The organism is Pragia fontium (assembly GCF_900638655.1).
GTDB lineage: Bacteria > Pseudomonadota > Gammaproteobacteria > Enterobacterales > Enterobacteriaceae > Pragia > Pragia fontium.
Window position 1 is genome coordinate 3,350,626 of record NZ_LR134531.1, and the last position, 20,821, is coordinate 3,371,446.

Genomic DNA, 20,821 nt, shown 5'->3' on the forward strand with positions numbered 1-20,821 from the left:
ATTACTTTTTCGAAATCTGTCCAAAGTTATATTTAACCCCGAGCATAAAGACTGCATCGCTATACCCGCTGTCACCAACTTGAACCCCGACGTTTCCCCACATATTAAAATTAGGGTTAATCTGACCTTCAACCCCCAATTTAATTTCAGCGATATTATCGGTACCCACTAACTTAATGCGTTCATTCCCCATTAAGGTACTAAACGTTTTCATATTGTGTATCCAGTTAGCTTCCACAAATGGCTCAAACTCTCGCCCTTTTCCCTCATCAGACTGATGATGCCCCTTCAGGAAAGTACGAATACCCAAGCGGGTTAAAATATTACCATTACCTTCGCTGCGAACCCGAGTAGCGTTGGCATTCGCTTCAGTAAATGTGTTGGCCTTGACGCCCATCCAAATTATTTGAGCCTGCGGTTGCACAAACCACTGGTTATTCTCGCCCTTGCTATCTTTATAATCGCCGCCTTTAAAGGTATAACCGGTTTCAATAGATGCCGTGATTCCTTTAGATTTATAGGATTCGGCTACCTGCTCCTGCCCCTGAACCCTATTTTTAAACCAGCTATACAAAGCCCAGGTATCAATATAGGCACCGGTGCTTTCACCTTCATTTTGTTGCCAGGTGCCGTAACCGCCTAGGCTATAACCATTGACAGAACTATCGGCACCATAGTGTGTAACCGATGAACGCGTATTGCTATGGCTGTTAGCGTAGCCCGCCATCGCACCGAGATGCCAACGGTCTTCACCATCGCTGCTCCACTGGGCGACATCACCACCCAGCTGTAAAATATAACGATTGGTTTGAGTTTTAAGCTGACCACTACTGTCTCTTGAGCGAGTATGTCCACCCACGTTGCGCATCCACATGCTGGTGACCTTCTCTTCCCCGGTCAAAGTATCGGTGTAATAAGTTTCACCTAAACGGTCGTGTAACCGATGAACAAAAAGCATATTAGAGGCGGCGATATTATGACTATAGCCACCAGCTTCAGGCCGAATGGTTGGCACAGCAGGTTCTTTTGGACTCGGTTTTGATTGAGAGTTCGTTAAGTACCAGCTCTTCTCATCGGCACCTTTGGTGGTATCCCCTCGATTGAGAAAGTAGTCATAAGCCCCGGCAGTAATACGCCCGGACTGAAGAAAAACGCCATCTGACTGACCACCAACGGTAATCAGTTCGATCCCCTTTTCCGTGTAATTCCCCATGCCGCCAACGTTTTTAACAGAAACCATGGTGGTTCCTGACGTATCCCCCATCACCGTCATATGGTCAGTGATAGAGTTATCGTCGCCAACAATAGTATTAAAATGAAGTGAACCACCGCCCTGATAGTTACCATTCACAACCAGCTTATTTCCGACCAGTGACGGAGCATTATTGTTGGTTCTACCTACATATATATACCCTTGGTTATTGAGATGAGTATCAATATTCAGGGTCGATAAACTCGGTTGGTTGGCATGGTACAGACTTCCTACCATCAGACTTCCGCCGGACGCTACCGTTGTCTTGCCCAAATACCCAGTAGCAGAAAGCAACGCCTGTTTTTCAACAGTGATTTGACCACCTAAAGCGTTGGTTGAATCCAGATTACCATTCGCCACCGTCGTTAACCCGTTATAGCCTCGGCTATCTCCACTGAGGGCTAACTGAGCCTTTCCTGACTTGGTGATAGTGCCAGCACCGTCAAACTGCCCCGCAAAGTAACTATCTACATTTTGATTAATCGTCAGATCTGCGGAAGTGACGCCAACCACGCCGCCGGAACCCGAAAGCGACGACATAATCAGATCGTGATGATTAAGATTTAACCGACCACCATTAACGATATAAGCGGTGTTATTAACAAATGCGCCAGAAGAGTTTGAACGCAGTTCCCCGGCTTCGACGCGAGTTCCGCCAGTATAATTATTATCACCAGAGAAAATAACCGTTCCTGCACCGGTCTTAACCAGCCCACCAGCACCAACCAGATTGCCATTCAGCATCATGCGTTTATCGGCGTCATCCGCTTCCAGAAAGGATTCGGAGAGCACGTTCATATTTACCGAGGTCGTTAACTTATCATCACAATATTTACAAGAATTAACCCGAAGAGTGCCGCCATTGAGATTAAAGTCATAAGCTCCCGCGCCTGCCACAATCCCGTCTTTATTCGGAGATAAATTGCTATCAGAAATGGAAATTGTTCCCCCGGCGTTCAGGTTTACCGTAGCAGATGAACCCTCATCACTGGCCAGAAAGAGTCCTGACGTTGGCACTTCAAAACCATCCCCGCCCACATAAGCCTTACCTTCAAAATAGACTTCAGCCCCCTTTTCAACGGTTAAAACTGCACTTCCAATCCCTTTTATATCAGTGCCAATATCAACAGTATAAACTCTGCCTCCCGCGTTTGAAGCCAGCGCCATTAAACCCTGAACGCCTAACTTACTACCGGCCCCAGTAACATTAATATTGACTGAAGGAAGCTTGGACAAATTACCAACAATGTCATTTTTTCCAATAAATGAAGCAATGATACGACCGGCAATAAATGAACCGCCATCGGATATATTAATATCAGCCTCACCGAGATACCCTAAAAAAGCATCGGCATCTACCATCGAGTCATCATAATAAGGATGTTCTTCTATATATTTATTAATTAAAGAAAGCTGACTGTTTTTTCCACTGATATTAATTGTGCCGGAGTTCACTGAATTTCCGCTTCCGACCCATAGCTGAGAGTCAGAATATACCCAGAATTTGTCTGGAATTGGGCTAACACTCAGCCTTGCACCATCGAGAATATTCAATATTCCTGTAATGGCTTTATCACGTTGAGTCTTTACGTCAAATAATAAACCAGTATCGCCAACGCTCAATCCTCTGGAGTTAATCTCCCCCATACCTGAGCCTATCAAGTTCAGAACGCCGTGGGTTTCACTTGAGGGTGTATTGCGAGGGTAAACTGTTCCTATCTGGAAACGAGTCAGACCATTAGCATTAATGGCATTATCTTTGATGGTCAATACACCATTGCCGCCGTTATATCCGACGGAGAAGTCATTATTATAACTGGCAGAACCTTGCAGAATTAATTCGCCCCGATTACCGTCACCTCCACCAATAACATTGCCCTTATTTTTCCAGTCCCATACACCGCTACTCACAACGTCTGAATCATTGAAATAAGGAGGAGCAGCTTTCGCTGAGCTGAGGGCTGAGGCATTGCTCATAATGCCCATAGAAGGCGCGGAAAAGGCACGCATCTTGGAACTGGTAGCGGTAACCACAGCGCTATCGCTATCCCGATAAGCAACATATAAACGCTTGGTTGTCAGCGTTGGATTTGTCCCATAGTTAAATGCACGATCAATATCGCCATTTACATTAGACATAACGCCAGTATTTAAGGCTTCAGAATCAATAGCTTTTGAATAATTATTAACATAGCCAAGATATGAAGAGGCTAAAGATAACGCAGGCGTCGACATGAATGCTAATTGAATACCCACAATCAGCAAATGACGTTTTATTACAGATTTTAACGTTGTTTGCACGTACACAATACATCTCCATATGCTAATAAACCAATCCTTGGAATACTTAAGCACTTTAATCTTTAAAAAACATTTAACATCAATTAGTTAACAAAATCAGTTAAATTTACTATAGAAATAATTCACATAATAAACTAAATCAAATACGTTTTTTTATCAATGCTTTTAATTTTATTAATGCGTTGTATATGATATTTAAGGGTTAGTCGTTATTTGGTAAAATTTCCACTTTAGTGAGCTGAGTAGCCCGATGAGGGTTTAGTTATATGATTTGTAACCATAACGTTTATCAAATAGCAGAGATACGATAGCTAGGACGTTTGATAGTATCTTAGAATTAACATTAAACTGACGACCTAATACAACAGGCTATCTTTCAACCGTATAGAGTTTTGATAAATTTACCGGTGTAACTCGGCGTGTATCCACCGTATCTTAGTAGAGATAGTACGTCACCAGGCAATTGGAAAGTTAATTTTTTTGTACATGGCGACAGTAAAATAAAGGTATATTATCGTTGATCAAAATAGCGCCATCTTTCATATTAAAAATATCAAAATAAATTGAGCTATTATTCTTAATGAAAAAATTATGAAGTATTTTTTCAGCTATATTTTCCGATAGATTATCTTTAGGAAAAACCGTTACGTTATAACTCTGATAGTTGACTGTACCATGTTCCCTTGTAGCACCAGGCATTCTCTTTACGGTAAATTCAATTTGCCGATTAACAATCCCGACCAATTTATTGTCAAGAAAAACAGGACCCTCATAAAAAATAAGGCCTTTATCTTTATCGACTCGAAAATTGACTATTAATGGTGCTCTATAACCCTTTTTATTAAATTCCGTTGTGGCCAGACACTCAGGTATATGGCTACCGACCTTTAATAAGCTGGCTTTCCATATGAATAAAACACCCAATATGCTAGATAAAATGACAAATACCATGACAATCCAGTGTTTTTTTGTCATTGATAATTGCTCTCATAAAAATAAGTAGTACAAGATAGCTCGTCAGATGGGTATCGAGCCATAGAGCACAAGACAATCGAAGTTCTTGTCCACTCTGGCCACCTTGTAATATAGGCTTGGTTGAATTTTTTACAATCCATGGTATTAATTATTTGCATACCTGAGTATATAAGTGCTTCATTATCCAGCTTATTTATAAAAACATCACATCCAGAATTTGATTTCCCATACAGAGTGTACTGATTAAAAAATAGAGTGTTTTTCTCTAACTGATATCGGTAATAAACTATGCTGGAAGCCAAAAATAGCAAAGCTATCAAACAAATAGTTAAAGATATCGTTAGATTATATTTTTTTCTGAACGTTGAATAAGAATCAATGTATATATCAGGATCCTGGATCCTCTCTGAGAAAACCTCAGGATTAGCACCGATAGACTCGATATTAACTTCATTACTAATGAGTAAACCAACGCGTTTTATCGTTGTAATAACCTCCAGCCCAGGAAGTAGCTCATTGAACGCCCTACGGATATTAGCAATATTTTGATAAAAAGCATTGGGGGAGACGCTCAAACCATGCATCTCCCAACCGATCAACATAAGTTCTTGCTGCTTAATGATAGTATTCTGTTTTTCAATAAGTAAAAGCAGGCAGCGGGAGGCTGGAGCAAAAAGTGTCACTTCAACGTTAGTAGAACAATGCCGTAAAATATGATTTTGAGGTTCATAGTCAATCTGACCGTTTATCCGATAAAAAGTATTAGATGATGTAGTCACGGTAGCGTCATTACTCACTATTTTAGCCAATCAATACAGTTATTCTGCCTATATAGCATAACGCATTCTGGTAGCGTATGTACAAAAGTTCCAGCTAAAAAGAGAAATAAAAAAATAACATTAACCTTAAAAAACCGAATAATAAAGCAAACAATAACAACGTATTAAAAATAAAATAAAATTACCTCGAAAATAATAACCAACTGTAATTATTTATTTTTAACATAAGTAACGAATTAATCACAAGTCATTAAAAATAAATCTCCACTATAGCAATAATAAATTTCTCATCAATTATACTTATGAACATTAATTGTCCTTACTAATTATAAATTATCATAAAACCTAAAATTACCAACGCCTTAAATCGATAAATATCAATCAAAAAGCACATTAATAAAAGCAATAACTCCCCCCAACTCACTACACCCACGTTATATTTACAATAATTTACAAAAAGAAGCAGGATAAAAAAGTCAATATAAAACAATGCAATAGATTCATTTTTGGTGAAATTGATTTTTAACAAAGTCTCTTTATTACATTTAGTTCCTTAATTAATACATTAAAGCATTCTCATTGTAAAAGTTCCTCCTTATAATAAGATAAATTTAGAGTTTCGCTTCCATTTTTACTTTTTCTAAAGCAGAATGGAGGAGAATTCAATTTTATTAAATAATCATACTAACCGATATATTAAAACGGATTAATCATTTCCACCTTAAAGGAATTACTAAGGTTAACATATTTATGAACACCAAAATACAACGCTTTAATTTATCTATCGCCGCAGTACTTGTACTTTCTTCAATTCATTCAGCCTATGCCGCGACAACAAATGTTGATGGTAAAGCGTTAACCGTGACGACCGACCAGCAAGGAACAAAATTTCAGGTTTCAAATGGGGGGCATCTGACCGTTGATAGCGGTGGCGTTATTGGTGGAGAAAGTCTGACTCAACGAGCTGCTATACAAGGCTCTACCCTTGATGTCAAAAATGGTGGCATTTCTGGCTCTATTTCTGCGGACGCAAATAACGCAGGAGCGAGTTCAACAATTAACGTTAGTAATGGTGGCAAGATATTAGGCTATATCGCTACCAACACCAGAGATGGCGAACGCCATATCCTTACCATCAATGACGCTTCAGTGAAGAGTACTCGGTTGAGAAACTTCGCGCTTGCCCTACAAAGTACCAACGCCACTATTAATAACAGTACGATTGACAGTGAAGCCTACGGTATAGGCTTATCTTATGATTCTATTGCCAATATCGATAATAGCGTAATAAATGCAACGGGTACGGTGGAAAAAGGTGGCTACGGAGTTTCCAGTATGTCGTCCGATTTAACCATGACAAATTCGGTAATTAACTATGCAGGTCCGATTGGTAGCGGTGCAGGTCTAACAATATTTGGCAGTAACAAAAATGATTCGAACACGCTTATTTCAAGTTCGAAAATCAATTCAAGTGATACCGGTGCTTATATAATTGGTGGCGATACTACTATTTCAAACACCGAAATTGTGAGTCAAGGTAATAACGCTATTTTGCTGCAAGGCGGAGAGCTTAACCTAACTAATAATAGTTCTATTAAAGCATTCGGTAACGGTTTTGGCCTTTTATTATATAAGGGAGATGATACCGGTGACTATTTAGAGAATAATATTACTCTGAATAACTCGACCATCGAGACGGAAGCTGCGCCAGGAATTTATGTTGGCAGAGATGCCACAGCGAATATTCATATTGAAAATAATGCAAATATCATTGGTGGTTTTGGCACCTTTTTACACGTTTCTTCTGGAGCGATAACGGCAGCATCACTCGATGATAGTCATATCGTTGGTGATGTGGTATCTGCCACTGACGCTATCACAGACATCACTCTTCAGAATGGCGCTTCGCTAACCGGTAAGATGTTAAACGTGAATAGATTAGACGTTAACACACAATCGTTATGGTCATTAAGCGAAAACTCAAATATCAACCACCTGTCGATAAACAACGGCATAATCCGGTTTGCTTCCAATAATAATGACACGACATTTAATACGCTGACGATAAATGATTTAAGCGGTAGCGGTACATTTATCATGCGTACAGATATTGCTGGAGAGGGTGATGGCATCAATAATAGTGGCGATAAACTCGTTATTTCAGGTACCAGCCAAGGTAACCATAAACTTACCATCTTAAACCGTGGAGATCTGTCTACTAACGGTAATGAAACCTTAACCGTGGTGGAAACTGCCGATGGTAACGGTCAGTTTGCGGTGACCAATAAAGTTGAACTGGGCGGTTATGAATATGATTTAAGAAAAACCGGTACTGATTGGGAGCTATTCGGCACCCCAGTTGATAATAATACCGGCCCAATAACGCCTGAAATTACCTCGACGGCCAACGCTGGAGCTAATTTCCTAAATATTGGTTACCTGATGAATTATGCTGAAACGCAGACGCTATTACAGCGAATGGGGGATTTACGTCAAAACGGTGAACACGGCGATATGTGGCTACGCGGTTTTGCTGGTAAATTTGACTCTTTCTCCGGCGGGAAACTCAATCAGTTTGATATGACTTACAACGGTATACAAATCGGTGTCGATAAGCGAATTTCACCACAAACTCCGCTATTTTTAGGCGTGTTTATGGGGCAAACCCATGGTAGCCCAGATTATCGCTCAGGTGACGGTACCACTGAATCCAATAATGCCGGTATTTATGCTTCATACCTAGCCAGCAATGGTTTCTATCTTGATTCTGTTGTGAAATATTCACACATAAAAAATAAGTTCAACGTCAAAGATAGTCAAAATGAACGGGTAAGCGGTAATGGTAATTCCGATGGCGTGAGCTTCTCGCTGGAAGCAGGCCAAAAATTCAGCCTGAGTGAACAAAACAATGGTTTCTATATCGAACCACAAGCACAGCTAGCCTATGGCCATCAAGAAGCAACGCATATTAAAGCCTCAAACGGCCTGAAGGTCGATTTAGGGAGCTATGAGTCGCTAATGGGAAGAGCCAGTGCTTTGTTAGGCTATGAGCTTAATCAGGGTGATAACAAAGTGAACGTTTACCTAAAGACCGGTATCGTGCGTGAGTTTGAAGGGGATGTGAACTATCAGCTAAATGGCTCAACCGAAAATCATACCTTTAAAGGAAACTGGTGGAATAACGGAGTAGGCGTTAGCACCCAGGTAGCAAAACAACATACCTTCTATCTGGATGTCGACAGTTCTACCGGCAACAAGTTTGATCAACGCCAGATAAACGGCGGCTATCGCTTTAGCTTCTGATAAATAGATAAAGCTTATAGACCTCATAAAGGCAGCGCTAAATAGTGCTGCCTTTATCTTTTATCGCCGTAAAAATCTCTTAAAAATGAAGTTAATCTGAAGGTTCTTAGGCCAGCTCAATATAATAATGATTTAAAAAACCGATTATCAGGCAGCCGAAAGTAGAGATAAAAAATCCCGTTTCGTTGCAAGGTATAAGGAACGTTTTGTGTTGGAAGGCAACTGTCGATGTATCCCATTATCTGAGATACGGCAGTTGGGACGTTTGATAAGATCTTGGAATTAACATTAAACTGATGACCTAAAACACCAAGCTATCTTTCAACTGCATAGAGCTTTGATATATTTACCGGTATAACTCATCTTATCCAAGCTAAAATTCAACGTCACTAAAAGTTTCCTAAATTAGTCATATAGATACTCATCGATCGCTTTTACCGATCGATATCCTCTTATTGATAGGATTGATCGTTTTTACTGATCATAATTTAATTATTGATAGATAAAACAGATCATTTTGTGTAATCTTACAGAAAGAGATTTCATCTGATATAGGAAGGAATAATTGCTCTTATGCCAAGACAATTTGTGGTAATTGAAAGAGTTAACTATAGTGATAGACAAGACTATGGCTTGAAGCTCCTTGCTATTACAGATTCACCAAAAGAAGCAGAAAAACTTACCCAAAAGCTCAGAGAGACCTATATACAAAACGAACACTACCAAATTAGCTTTTTGTATCTGGAAGTTGATAACAATCTGCTAAAAAAACGATTGGAAAATATTTGCTAGAAGGGAAAACAATGGCAATCATTAAGTGCAGAGAGTGTAAGAATCAAGTTTCATCTGAAGCTAAAATATGTCCACATTGTGGTATAAAAAAACCTAAACCAAGTATACCGGAACGATGCTTAACCGTCCTGTCCTGAACAAACTATTAGAAGATGCACTTCCTAATGATGTTTTATTAGTCGAGTCTGTAGATCGATTAAGCCGTTTATCCTTAGATAACTGGGAAACTTTAAAATCCAAAATCAATGATAAGAAACTGAGACTGGTTGTTCTTGATATGCCAACTATACACCAGCAGGTAACTAAAAAAGGGATCGAATCTGAAATCATGTATGTCATTAACAATATGCTTATTGATTTAATGGCTACGATGGCTCGCTTGGATCAGCAGAAGCGAGTTGAGCGGATTAGACAGGGGCAAGAAAGAGATAAAGCTCAAGGTAAGCGTATTGGCGGAAAAGGGGTTAATAAAGAGCTTCATGAAAGAGTGAAGAAACGCTTAGCTACGAACAATATTAGCGTTGAAGATATCGCTAAGCTTGAAGGTTGTGGAATAGCTACGGTTTATAGAATTAAAAATCTCAACAAAAAATAACTATTTATATATAGATATAGTAGCTCAGACCCGATCTGGCACTGACAGGTACCCGAATTACTCACTCGTTTAGATAACTATCAGGGCGGATACCTAACCCCCCACGGTGAAACTTACCTTACTCATATTTAACCGAGTAACATTCGTCTCATTGTCCTCTTTTTATCATCCAGCCTCAACAAAGACTTCCGTTTCAGGAGGTTGAGGGGGAGAGTGTTCACTATCTAACTGATAATAGAGAGTTTGGCCATTGGGTAATTCCATTTTGACATAGCTTAATGAGCTATTTTCTGGCAATAGTTGAATGGGGTAATCATAGACAATATGGTAATCCGCCAGCCAACTCCGTGTCTGATAACCTTTGGCTGTAATAGTTATAAAGCCCGGCCATTGAAAATCTTGTGGGGCTCTTCCATCCATCATCCCCACTATTTCCCAGCCGGTTTTCTCATCCATATGAAAATGCCCCTGCTGGTCAGTAGTCATTTTCACTGTTATCGCTAAATACTCAATGACAACCAGTGCATCGGCAATAGGTTGCTGTGTTATTACATCTTTGACGATACCTGAAACAGAACCATTCTTATATGTTGTTTGTATTCGACATCCAGCCAGCATGACAAAACACAAACATAATAATAGAAAGCTACTTATCTTTTTCATATCCCTGAAATACCTATTCTGCTTATGATTTATACTATTTGAGCCAACGTTTAAATCTTAGCTGTTGCCAAATATTTAGTCATCCCTTCGGCACGGACCATCGCCCAAACCAAATGTATAGCATTTTCATTCTTTCTCCCGTCAGTTGCTTATCAGCCAAATACTCGGGATATATTTATGGCTTAACAATTTTCATATCTATAGGAACATCTCTTAAAATAGGTACTAAACCCACCCAATCCCATCCACCACACACAACAACTGCGATACAGTCAATCTATGCGTATACCTCTGAGTTTGACCAATATTAGAATGCTCATGGCCTACAACCTGCTGAATAAGTACTGTATTAGATACATTAGCCTGAGCCTCTGTAATGAATGTATGACACAAACTATGAACGATTCGCCTTTCACTATAATCATTCAGGTAAGGTATATCTAAATGCTCTCTAATATCATGAAAAGCTTTGGTAATTTGGTTGTTATATGTAACTTGGGGAAATAATTTCCCTTTCCCTATTTGGTTTACCAAATTCATAAATCCAAGTTCAACTAACTTGTTATGCAATGGAATTTGCCGTGTTCCTACCTCGGTTTTACTATCTTCAGATAATAACGCCGCGAGTCAACATCTAAACGAACATTTTCAGCAGTTAATGTAACTATTTCTTTCCTACGAGCACCGGTATAAGCAAGTAACAAAAACACCCATTTCCTCCAATCAGATAACGAAATAAAGTAGGTCACTAAATTCTTCATTTCTGTTTGGGAATAAACCCCATAAGGTTTACTTTTTGAGTCATACTTCACACCATGAGTTGGTGAAACTGTATATATATCTTTATCATCAGTTAGATACGTAGAAAACAGTGACTGACAAAGTTTTAAATACCCAGCAACAGACTTTGAAGCTATTAAATCATTCTCTCTAATATCATCGCAATCAATGCATTCTTGGTTAGCTTTCTCATTCCTGTCACAATCCGCTATAGCTGTTTACATGCCATCTTACCAAGCTTAACTGATGAAATATAAGACATAAGCCGAGATATCATAAATCTGGCTCTTCTCAAGCTGTCACAGCCTAACGATGATTTAAAAAAGCGATTATCAGGTAAGCGAAAATAGAGATAAAAAATCCCGTTTCGTTGCAAGGTATAAGGAACGTTTTGTGTTGAAAGGCAACTGTCGATGTATCCCACTCTGTATCCCATTATCTGAGATACGGCAGGAACTACATCAACACATTGTTTTATAAGATATTGGAGTCGGCCGTTAAGCCGGGTTCTGTCGTGGACAGTCATTCATCTAGGCCAGCAATCGCTCACTGGCTCAAGCAGCCTACCCGGGTTCAGTACGGGCCGTACCATGTGAACCCCTATTTGGCCTTGCTCCGGGTGGAGTTTACCATGCCACGAACTGTTGCCAGCCGCGCGGTGCGCTCTTACCGCACCCTTTCACCCTTACCTGATCCCACTTACGCGGGCCATCGGCGGTTTGCTCTCTGTTGCACTTGTCGTGGGCTTGCGCCCCCCAGGCGTTACCTGGCACCCTGCCCTATGGAGCCCGGACTTTCCTCCCCTCCACCCGTCTCCCCGAAAGGACTACGGTGAAGCGGCGACTGTCTGGCCGACTCCGGCGCGGAGTATACATGCGCCGAGCCTGAGAATCCAGAAAACAAGAATCTTATTTATCGTTTATCTGCGCGCTAACGCCGATAAAGTCTTACTCTTGATCGTCCTGCTGTTGCTCTAAGGCATATTTATATAGCGCGTTTTTCTTTACCCCATGAATTTCTGCCGCCAGCGCCGCTGCCTTTTTCAACGGCAGCTCTTTGTGCAGTAAAGCCAGAGTGCGTAAAGACTCAGGAGAAAGCTCAGCAGACTCGGGAGCCTTATACCCCTCAACCACCAACACCATTTCACCTTTACGGCGCACTTCATCTTCTTTGATCCACGACAGCAGCTCCCCTACCGGGGCACCGTAAATATTTTCCCAGGTTTTGGTTAATTCACGGGCCAGCACCACATAACGTTCTGCTCCCCAAACCGTCACCATATCTTGCAAACTGTCGAGTAATCGATGGGTAGACTCATAAAAGATCAGTGTTCTGGGTTCGGTTTCTAAAGCCCGCAACGTATCACAGCGAGCCTTGGTTTTAGCCGGCAGAAAACCTTCGTAACAAAAACGATCGGAAGGCAGTCCCGCAGCAGACATGGCGGTAATTGCCGCACAGGCTCCCGGTAACGGTATGACTCGAATGCCAGATTCCCGGCAACGACGGACTAAATGATAGCCGGGATCGTTAATTAATGGGGTTCCCGCATCAGAAACAAGCGCTATACTGTGTCCATCTTGCAGTTTTGCGATTAAACTATCGGCCTTTGCCTGTTCATTATGGTCATGCAGTGCAAAAAGCTGAGCATTAATAGCAAAATGTTGTAATAGTAGACCGGTGTGTCGGGTGTCCTCTGCCGCAATTAAATCAACGGCGCCCAGAACATCCAAGGCTCTCTGAGTAATATCGCCAAGGTTACCGATGGGCGTGGGTACCACATAAAGGGTCGAAGGCTGAATAGCGACTTGATTGTGTTGACTCATTGTTTCGTCCAGATGACCGCTTTAATATTAACGATCTCAAATTAGAATAAATTGGATACAGCATGCGTTTAATCACATACCTTCGTACTAGGGCAAGCATGGCTCTGCCAGTAGTACTGGCTGCGCTGTTTTTGGTAGGATGCCAAGGATTAAAAAACTCCACGGACAGTATTCAGGGTGAGATTACCCAAAAATCACCTTACTACCTGCAACAGGCTGCCGAAAGTAACGGCGAAACCAAAACAAACTGGCAACTCTTGGCTGTCAGAGCGCTGATTCTCGAAAACGATACCAAACAAGCGTTCAGTATACTGCAAGAATTCCCAGAGCTTCTCCCTATTCCACAGGATCAGGAAAGACAACTTTTACGTGCCGAGCTAGCTGCAAAGCAACAGGATAGCAAAGGTATGTTCCAGTGGCTAAAAAACATTAACCTTGCCAGCCTGTCTAACGAACAAAAAGCCCGCTACTACCGGGTAGAGATTCAGGCCAATCAGGGGCGCGACTCATTAGCACAACTGCGTGCCTATATTAACCTTGAGCCTCTGGTTTCTGACGAAGAGCGCCCTAAAGTTATCGACAAAACCTGGAATCTGTTAACCCAGTTTACCCCAGCGATGCTGAATGCACTGGTCATTGATGCCAATGAAGAAACTCTGCGCGGCTGGTTAGAACTATTACAGACTTACCAGAACAATAAAGCAGACAATACCATGCTTCAGACTGCCATCAAAGATTGGCAGGATCGCTATAACCGCCACCCGGCATCTATAACCCTACCCGGCCAATTAGCTCGCGCGTTAGGTTTCCAGAAAGTCTCTAATACAAACATTGCTCTGTTATTGCCATTAAGTGGTCCGGGTAACAAGTTCGGCCCAGCCATTCAGGATGGTTTTAATACCGCCAAATCCATGAGCAGTAACGGTGCCAATACTCAGGTGAAAGTTTATGACACCGGCAGCAAGCCATTAACCGCCATTTTGGCTCAGGCCGAGTTGGACGGTGCCACAATGATTGTTGGGCCACTGCTTAAAAATGAAGTCGAGCAGTTAGCACAGTCCGCTTCACCATTAAGTATTCTGGCGCTGAACCAACCAGAAAAAATGGCCGATCGTCCGAATATCTGTTATTTCGCCCTGTCTCCGGAAGATGAAGCGATTGATGCAGCAAAACACATCAATATTCAGGGTAAAAAATCACCGTTAATCATAGTGCCTCGCGGTAACTTCGGCGATCGCGTAGCCAGAGCGTTTGGCGAACAATGGAGCAAGTTCGGCGGTGATGCTGCCCGTGTGCAATATTTTGGCAAGCTGGGTGATCTGAGAGAAGCCATTAGCCGTGGCGGCGGTATGAGTGCTAGCGGCCAGCCTATCACCCTCTCTTCTGGGGTAACCGGTGTTGCTTCCGGTTCGGTCGATGCGATTTATATTGTGGCCACTCAACCAGAGCTAGCCCTGATTAAACCTATGCTGGATATCTCTAAAGCCTCCAAGTCTGCCGCTCTTTACGCCAGCTCACGTAGCTATCAGGCGGGTGCTGGCCCTGACTTCCGCTTTGAGATGGACGGCGTTCAGTTCAGCGAAATTCCAATGCTAGTCGGACTGTCTCCGGCACTCTCTCAACAGGGTAGCAGCAAATACGGCAGCGACTATTCTCAGTTCCGTTTATTCGGTATGGGAGCAGATGCTTGGGAACTTGCGATGCATTTCGCAGAGATTCGCCAGTTACCTGACTTCCAACTCACTGGCTCTACAGGCATACTCAGTACAGACAATAACTGTGTGGTGCATCGCCAATTGCCATGGATACAATACCGTCAGGGACAACTCGTACCGGTAAAATAACCAGCCATCAGGTCGGGGCGTGTTATGAAGCAATAGCACGCCGCTATCTGGAACGTTCTGGTTTACGCTTCATCGATGCTAATATTAAATATCGCGGCGGTGAACTCGATTTAATCATGCAGGACGGCGATATCTGGGTGTTTGTTGAAGTCCGCTACCGCCGAAACGCTTACTATGGTCACGCAGCAGACTCCATTACCTGGCATAAGCGACAGCGTTTACTTTATGCAGCTGCACGCTGGCTGAATCAACGCCAGTTATGTCTGGAAACAACAAACTGCCGGTTCGATGTTTTAGCCATTACCGGTAATCAGTTACAATGGCTGCCAAATGCATTTAATGCCGATGGTAGTACTTAGTACCTGTCTCAGGTCATCACAAGCAAAGACGAAAGCAGAACTTAAATTATGTTGGAAAGAATCAAAGGTTGTTTCACCGAAAGCATTCAGACACAAATCGCGGCGGCGGAAGCGCTACCCGACTCAATCTCCAGCGCGGCCATGACCATCGTTCAGTCTTTACTTAACGGTAATAAGGTACTGACCTGTGGCAATGGTGCTTCAGCGGCCAATGCTCAAAATTTCGCAGCCAGCCTGATTAACCGTTTTGAAACTGAACGCCCAAGCCTACCCGCTATCGCCCTCAGTGCCGATACCATCACCCTAACGGCCATCAATAACGATGGTATCAAGGATGAAGGTTACGCCAAACAGGTGCGAGCCTTAGGTCAGGCCGGTGATATTCTGTTGGCCATTTCAAGCCGTGGTAACAGCCGTGATATTATTAAAGCCGTTGAGGCCGCAGTGACTCGCGATATGACGATTATTGCCCTGACCGGTTCAGACGGTGGCGAACTAGCCGGTCTGCTGGGCCTGCAAGATGTTGAGATCCGCATTCCTTCACACCGGGGCGCCCGGATACAAGAAATGCATATGCTGATCGTCAACTGTCTTTGCGATCTTATTGATTACACCCTATTCCCACACCAGGATGACTGAAGGAGCTTTTTGCATGAAAATTCGTAACCTAACGGCATTGGCTATTTTATTAACCACCACGATGCTGCATGGCTGTGTTGCCTTCGTCGCCGGTGGTGCCGCTATGGCCACCAAAACAGCGACTGACCCTCGCACGGTAGGGACACAGGTAGACGATGTTACCCTGGAAGCCCGCGTGAGTAGCGCTATCGCTAAAGATCAGGAAATTAAGCAGCAGTCGCGCATTATTACCACCGCCTATCACGGCAGCGTATTATTAACCGGCCAATCGCCAAGAGCAGAATTAGCAGAACGAGCCAAAAATATCGCCGTTGGCGTAGATGGCGCTCAGGAAGTGCATAATGCGGTACGTGAAGGTAAACCGGTGGATATCGGCACAGCATCCAGCGACAGTTGGATCACTACCAAAATCCGCTCACAGTTACTCACCAGTGATAAGGTCAAATCCAGCAACGTCAAAGTCGTGACCGAAAATGGTGAAGTCTTCTTGCTTGGTTTAGTCACCGAAGCACAAGGTCAGGAAGCCGCCAAAATTGCCAGCGAAGTGAACGGCGTTAAACACGTTATTACCGTGTTCCAATTGGTGAAGTAAATTTTGGCTCAAGGATGTCATCCTGGCTTTTGCCAGGATCTCATCCTCATATATTCCCGTCATTCCAGCAAAAGCCGAAATCTAGGTTTTAGCTTAATCACAACGTTTGGCTTAAAGGGCGAGATCCTGACTTTCGTCAGGATGACGAAGTGGTGGGCTAAACATACCCTCGTCATTTCGATACTAGATAGCTAGAAATATTCCTCCCGTCATTCCGACAAAACGAAATGACGAGGTCATCAAGATCAAAGCTCATCAACCACACTAACACCGCCTAGCTGTTTCATCTGGCGCAGGATCCAGTTCTGACGTTGGATAACATAGCCGGATGGTTTATTCGCTTTAAAACGTATTGGATTAGGTAATACCGCGGCTAATCTGGCGGCTTCGGTGGCGGTTAATTTTTTCGCTGGCTTACCAAAATAGCGTTGTGATGCCGCTTCAACCCCAAACACACCGTCACCAAACTCGGCAATATTCAGATAGACCGTCAAAATACGGCGCTTAGTCCAAATGAGCTCCATTCCTCCGGTCAAGGCAACTTCCAGCCCTTTTCGGACCCAGCTTCGATCGTTCCATAAAAACAGATTTTTGGCGGTTTGTTGAGAAATGGTGGAGGCACCACGAATACGGCTAGGCTTTCGTTCATTATGGCTAAATGCAGAGGCAATCGCCCCCAGATCAAATCCCCAATGGTCGGGGAATTTTTGATCTTCGGCGGCAATCACCGCTAACGCCATCTGGGGAGAAATGTCGTCCATTGAAACCCAACTTTGGTGGGCCACATAGGAAAAATCACCGCTAAACCAAGCACCCAGCTGTTTTTCTACCATTACGGCAGAAAAGGGAACCGGCAGAAAGGCGAACAATATCAAGCCCGCCCCCCACAGTAACAAAACGACCTGAACCAGTCGTTTTCCCAAAAAAAGCAGGCGCCCAATCACCCGTGATAGGGCGGATTTTCTCATTCGCTCAGAACCAGTACCCTGGCAACCAGCTTATCAATACCTTGCGCGGCTTCAGCAATACCCTGTGCCAACATATAAGCTGGCGTGCTCACGACTTTCTGCTCTTCATCGACCACGATATCATCAACCGGGCAAGTGACGTGCTCTCCCCCCATCTCATCAATGAGTTCAGCGGTATCAATATCATTACCAATGGTTAAACGCACCGGAACGCCCAGCATTTTAGGTAACAAGGCCGGTGCAATACAGATAAAGCCCATTGGCTTACCGGCTTGATGCATCGCCTTAACCAAGCGAACCAAGTCTGGATTGATATCGCATTCGGCTCCCTGGGTGGCAAAGCTACTCAGATTTTTCGCGGCGCCAAAACCACCCGGCACAATCAGAGCGTCAAATAATCCGGCATCAGCCTGAGAGAGCGGCTGAATTTTCCCCCGGGCAATACGTGCAGATTCGGTCAAAACATTACGGCTTTCAGTAGAGGGCTGACCAGTAAAATGATTGATGACCTGAGCCTGAGGCTGGTCTGGCGCAAAACAGGTTACTTCGGTTCCGGCACGATCTAACGCTAACAGCGTTAACACCGACTCATGAATCTCGGCACCGTCTAAAAAACCACATCCACTTAATACAACGGCAACCCGTTTCATTGATAGCTCCTCTTACACACGCTTCTTTCTTATTTATTCATCTGATAATCGCTGACGCTCACAATAATGATTCGCGCCAGCTGATGTGGCAAGTCCTCTGACTTTGCCGCTTTGTCTTCACTTGACGTTACAAGTTACCCTTGCGCGTCAACCCAAGCACGTAACACAGCAACATCGTTACGCCATTCAAGCGACATCTCATCGAACCATTCTTCCACATTGTCCCACCAAGCCGGTAGTGTTGGCGTTTGAATTTGACGAGCCAGTTGCTGAATATGTTTTAACCCAACAGAACCTGAAGCCCCTTTAATCTTATGCGCTTCTTCAGTAATGCCTTTTTCATCTTTAGCCGTCATATTCGACTCAAGTACCGCTAAATAGCTCGGCATCACTTGTTCATACATGGTCAGACCGTCAAGAATAAGCTGTGGACCAACTAACTCCATATACTGCTCTAACATGGTTAAATCGAGTATAGACTCATTGGACTTCATCGCGCCTTGCTCCTGTAAATTAGGTAAAACTTTCTGTTGGGCACTTCCGATTTTTCTGATGACAACCATTAACTCCGGCACTGAGAGCGGCTTACTGAGTACATCATCCATCCCTGAGTTTAAATACTCTTTTTTATCCTTTAACACATTGGCCGTTAGCGCAACTAATGGAGGAATCTCTTCGGTAGCATAAGTATTTCTAATTTGTTTCGCGATATCAAAACCTGTCATATCCGGTAGCTGAATATCCAGTAGCAATAAATCATAGGCTGCCGGTTTAAACTTATTCAGCGCTTCCGTTCCGGTCATCGCAACGTCAACAGTATGCCCCAATTTTTCTAAAACCGAGCGGGCAACTATCACATTCAGCTCAATATCTTCTACCAATAATACCCTTAAATGGGGTGAAGGTAACTCTTCTTTCTGAGGCGCTTCTTTAATCGCTGCCGGTGCTTTAATAAATACGGTAAAGGTTGTTCCCCTACCCACTTCACTCTTAACAAAAATGTCTCCCCCCATCGCCTGAGCCAGTCGCAGAGATACCGCCAGCCCAATTCCGGTTCCGGTTGCCGGGCGACCGCCGTGTTGGCTGGGTACCTGATAGTACATGGCGAAAATCTTATCGATCTCCTCCTGCGGGATACCAATCCCCGAGTCCTCCACTTCAAAATAGAAGCGGTCTTCCCCTTCATGACGTAAGCGAACGGTAATGCCGCCCTGACTGGTAAACTTCACCGCATTACCGATCAAATTCCATAGAATCTGTCTCAGGCGGGTACCGTCAGTCATAATAAATTCAGGTAGATGCTGGCTATATTCCAGAGTAAAGGTTAATCCCTTAGCTTCAACCAGCAGTCCGGACAGATTTTCCAGATCGGAAAGGAAGTTGATTAAATCAACCGGTGCCACTTCCAACTGGGTTTTTCGCCGTTCAATTTTGTCCAGCTCAATCACATCATTAAAGATATAGCCCAATGTGGTGGCGCTGACATAAATCGTGCGCAGATATTTAAGCTGCTCTTGATTGAGTTCGGTATCCAGCAGAATACGGCTTAAGCCAACAATGCCGTTAAGGGGGGTTCTGAGCTCGTGGCTAATAGTAGAGATAAAGGTGGTCTTATCCCGGCTGGCTTTCTCCAACGCATCCTGATAGCGCTTACGCTCGGTAATATCGCGGCCAAACCCCATTAGGCCATGACGTTTTCCATCCAAAGCATAAAAGGGGACTTTTCGCACTTCAAAACAGGCTTTACGCCCGTCAGGGTAAACCAACCACTGTTCATAAGTGAGGGAAACATTATGACGAAAAACCTTATCGTCAGTTTCAATTACTTTTTCCGCTACGTCTTTGCTGTAAATATCATTGGGCGTCAGGCCAATAAGCTGTTTTTCACTGCGGCCGGTCAGTAATTCCATTGCTCGGTTACAGCCAGAGAATTGGCCGCGTTCGTCGCGGTAATAAACCAGATCTGGCGAAGAATCGAGGAAGGAGCGTAAAAAGACCGACTGTTGTTCATACTCAATTTGAGCCTGTTGGCGTTGAACGATTTCTATCTGTAAATCTTCAATGGCTTGTTCTCTCGCCTCTTCCGCCTTAATCCGTTCACCGATTTCCTGATTCAGTCGCTCGATATTATCCCGTAGTTGATGATTAAGCTGTCGATCGCGATCGCGCATTTCCTCCAGCTTTTCAACCAGATTAGCTAAACGTTGACGAGAGTCTTCCAGTTGCTCCACCACGATGGAGAGAAAATAAACCGCCCACGGCGTTACCAACAACCCAAAAAAGATGGAGCGAATAATATCAATACGCTCTATTTCACCGTGCAATAAGATAGTGACGGAAATCTGTACGATAAAGGCGAGAATGATAATAATCGACGCTAAAAGAAGAGAAAAGCGTACCAGCCCCAATTTCACCATCGCATCGACGTAGTATTGGGCCAGTTTTCTCAGTTGCTTCATTGTCACTCCCGAAATTTTTCTAACCGGATATCTTATTGCTGAGCCGG

Annotated in this window: 15 protein-coding genes and 1 other RNA gene; 7 read left to right on the top strand and 9 right to left on the bottom strand. The window is 43.3% G+C overall.

Annotated features, from left to right (window positions below; translation table 11 throughout):
* Nucleotide 1 precedes the first annotated feature (1 nt).
* From EL341_RS14475 to EL341_RS14485, 3 genes are all read right to left on the bottom strand, one after another.
* Complete coding sequence (locus EL341_RS14475) at nucleotides 2–3,559, bottom strand: autotransporter outer membrane beta-barrel domain-containing protein (protein ID WP_232036568.1); 3,558 nt, start codon at nucleotides 3,557–3,559, stop codon at nucleotides 2–4.
* Between the two features lie 465 nt (nucleotides 3,560–4,024).
* Nucleotides 4,025–4,528, bottom strand: coding sequence for a hypothetical protein (locus tag EL341_RS14480; RefSeq protein ID WP_126468106.1), 504 nt, complete (start codon nucleotides 4,526–4,528; stop codon nucleotides 4,025–4,027).
* Entirely contained in the window at nucleotides 4,525–5,307 is a 783-nt protein-coding gene (locus tag EL341_RS14485; protein ID WP_164720469.1) for a winged helix-turn-helix domain-containing protein, read from the bottom strand. The genes EL341_RS14480 and EL341_RS14485 overlap by 4 nt, the downstream gene beginning before the upstream one ends.
* 750 nt (nucleotides 5,308–6,057) lie before the next feature.
* Here EL341_RS14485 and EL341_RS14490 point away from each other — a divergent pair.
* The 3 genes from EL341_RS14490 to EL341_RS14500 all read left to right on the top strand — a co-directional run bounded on the left by EL341_RS14490 (nucleotide 6,058) and on the right by EL341_RS14500 (nucleotide 9,997).
* Nucleotides 6,058–8,610 (top strand): autotransporter outer membrane beta-barrel domain-containing protein, encoded by a 2,553-nt coding sequence (locus EL341_RS14490; protein WP_126468110.1) that lies wholly within the window; start codon nucleotides 6,058–6,060, stop codon nucleotides 8,608–8,610.
* 573 nt (nucleotides 8,611–9,183) lie between these two features.
* On the top strand, nucleotides 9,184–9,402 hold the full coding sequence (locus EL341_RS14495) for a hypothetical protein (protein WP_126468111.1): 219 nt from the start codon (nucleotides 9,184–9,186) through the stop codon (nucleotides 9,400–9,402).
* Between the two features lie 115 nt (nucleotides 9,403–9,517).
* Nucleotides 9,518–9,997, top strand: coding sequence for a recombinase family protein (locus EL341_RS14500; RefSeq protein WP_126468112.1), 480 nt, complete (start codon nucleotides 9,518–9,520; stop codon nucleotides 9,995–9,997).
* A 165-nt stretch (nucleotides 9,998–10,162) separates the two neighbouring features.
* Here EL341_RS14500 and EL341_RS14505 read toward each other — a convergent pair whose 3' ends face one another.
* The 3 genes from EL341_RS14505 to rsmI all read right to left on the bottom strand — a co-directional run bounded on the left by EL341_RS14505 (nucleotide 10,163) and on the right by rsmI (nucleotide 13,263).
* Nucleotides 10,163–10,660, bottom strand: a complete 498-nt coding sequence (locus tag EL341_RS14505; protein WP_126468113.1) for a hypothetical protein — start codon at nucleotides 10,658–10,660, stop codon at nucleotides 10,163–10,165.
* A gap of 1,262 nt (nucleotides 10,661–11,922) precedes the next feature.
* Nucleotides 11,923–12,299: RNase P RNA component class A (rnpB, locus tag EL341_RS14515), an RNA gene on the bottom strand.
* 88 nt (nucleotides 12,300–12,387) lie between these two features.
* The gene (rsmI, locus tag EL341_RS14520) at nucleotides 12,388–13,263 is read right to left on the bottom strand and encodes a 16S rRNA (cytidine(1402)-2'-O)-methyltransferase (RefSeq protein WP_126468114.1); all 876 of its coding nucleotides are present in this window, start codon (nucleotides 13,261–13,263) and stop codon (nucleotides 12,388–12,390) included.
* A gap of 98 nt (nucleotides 13,264–13,361) precedes the next feature.
* Between rsmI and EL341_RS14525 the strand changes: the two genes are divergently transcribed.
* The 4 genes from EL341_RS14525 to dolP are packed head-to-tail and all read left to right on the top strand — an operon-like array spanning nucleotide 13,362 to nucleotide 16,697.
* Nucleotides 13,362–15,107 (top strand): penicillin-binding protein activator, encoded by a 1,746-nt coding sequence (locus EL341_RS14525; RefSeq protein WP_373994780.1) that lies wholly within the window; start codon nucleotides 13,362–13,364, stop codon nucleotides 15,105–15,107.
* Complete coding sequence (locus tag EL341_RS14530; RefSeq protein ID WP_047782779.1) at nucleotides 15,065–15,466, top strand: YraN family protein; 402 nt, start codon at nucleotides 15,065–15,067, stop codon at nucleotides 15,464–15,466. The genes EL341_RS14525 and EL341_RS14530 overlap by 43 nt, the downstream gene beginning before the upstream one ends.
* Nucleotides 15,467–15,514: 48 nt before the next feature.
* A complete protein-coding gene (gene diaA / locus EL341_RS14535) occupies nucleotides 15,515–16,105 on the top strand; it encodes a DnaA initiator-associating protein DiaA (RefSeq protein ID WP_047781971.1) in 591 nt (196 codons plus the stop codon).
* Between the two features lie 13 nt (nucleotides 16,106–16,118).
* The gene (dolP, locus tag EL341_RS14540) at nucleotides 16,119–16,697 is read left to right on the top strand and encodes a division/outer membrane stress-associated lipid-binding lipoprotein (protein WP_114987067.1); all 579 of its coding nucleotides are present in this window, start codon (nucleotides 16,119–16,121) and stop codon (nucleotides 16,695–16,697) included.
* Nucleotides 16,698–16,942: 245 nt separating this feature from the next.
* Here the strand turns inward: dolP and mtgA are convergent, their stop codons facing one another.
* The 3 genes from mtgA to arcB all read right to left on the bottom strand — a co-directional run bounded on the left by mtgA (nucleotide 16,943) and on the right by arcB (nucleotide 20,774).
* Complete coding sequence (gene mtgA / locus EL341_RS14545; protein ID WP_047781972.1) at nucleotides 16,943–17,665, bottom strand: monofunctional biosynthetic peptidoglycan transglycosylase; 723 nt, start codon at nucleotides 17,663–17,665, stop codon at nucleotides 16,943–16,945.
* Nucleotides 17,662–18,315: an isoprenoid biosynthesis glyoxalase ElbB gene (gene elbB, locus EL341_RS14550; protein WP_047781973.1), complete on the bottom strand. Its 654-nt coding sequence runs from the start codon at nucleotides 18,313–18,315 to the stop codon at nucleotides 17,662–17,664. The genes mtgA and elbB overlap by 4 nt, the downstream gene beginning before the upstream one ends.
* Nucleotides 18,316–18,449: 134 nt before the next feature.
* Nucleotides 18,450–20,774, bottom strand: coding sequence for an aerobic respiration two-component sensor histidine kinase ArcB (arcB, locus tag EL341_RS14555; protein ID WP_047781974.1), 2,325 nt, complete (start codon nucleotides 20,772–20,774; stop codon nucleotides 18,450–18,452).
* Nucleotides 20,775–20,821: the final 47 nt, after the last annotated feature.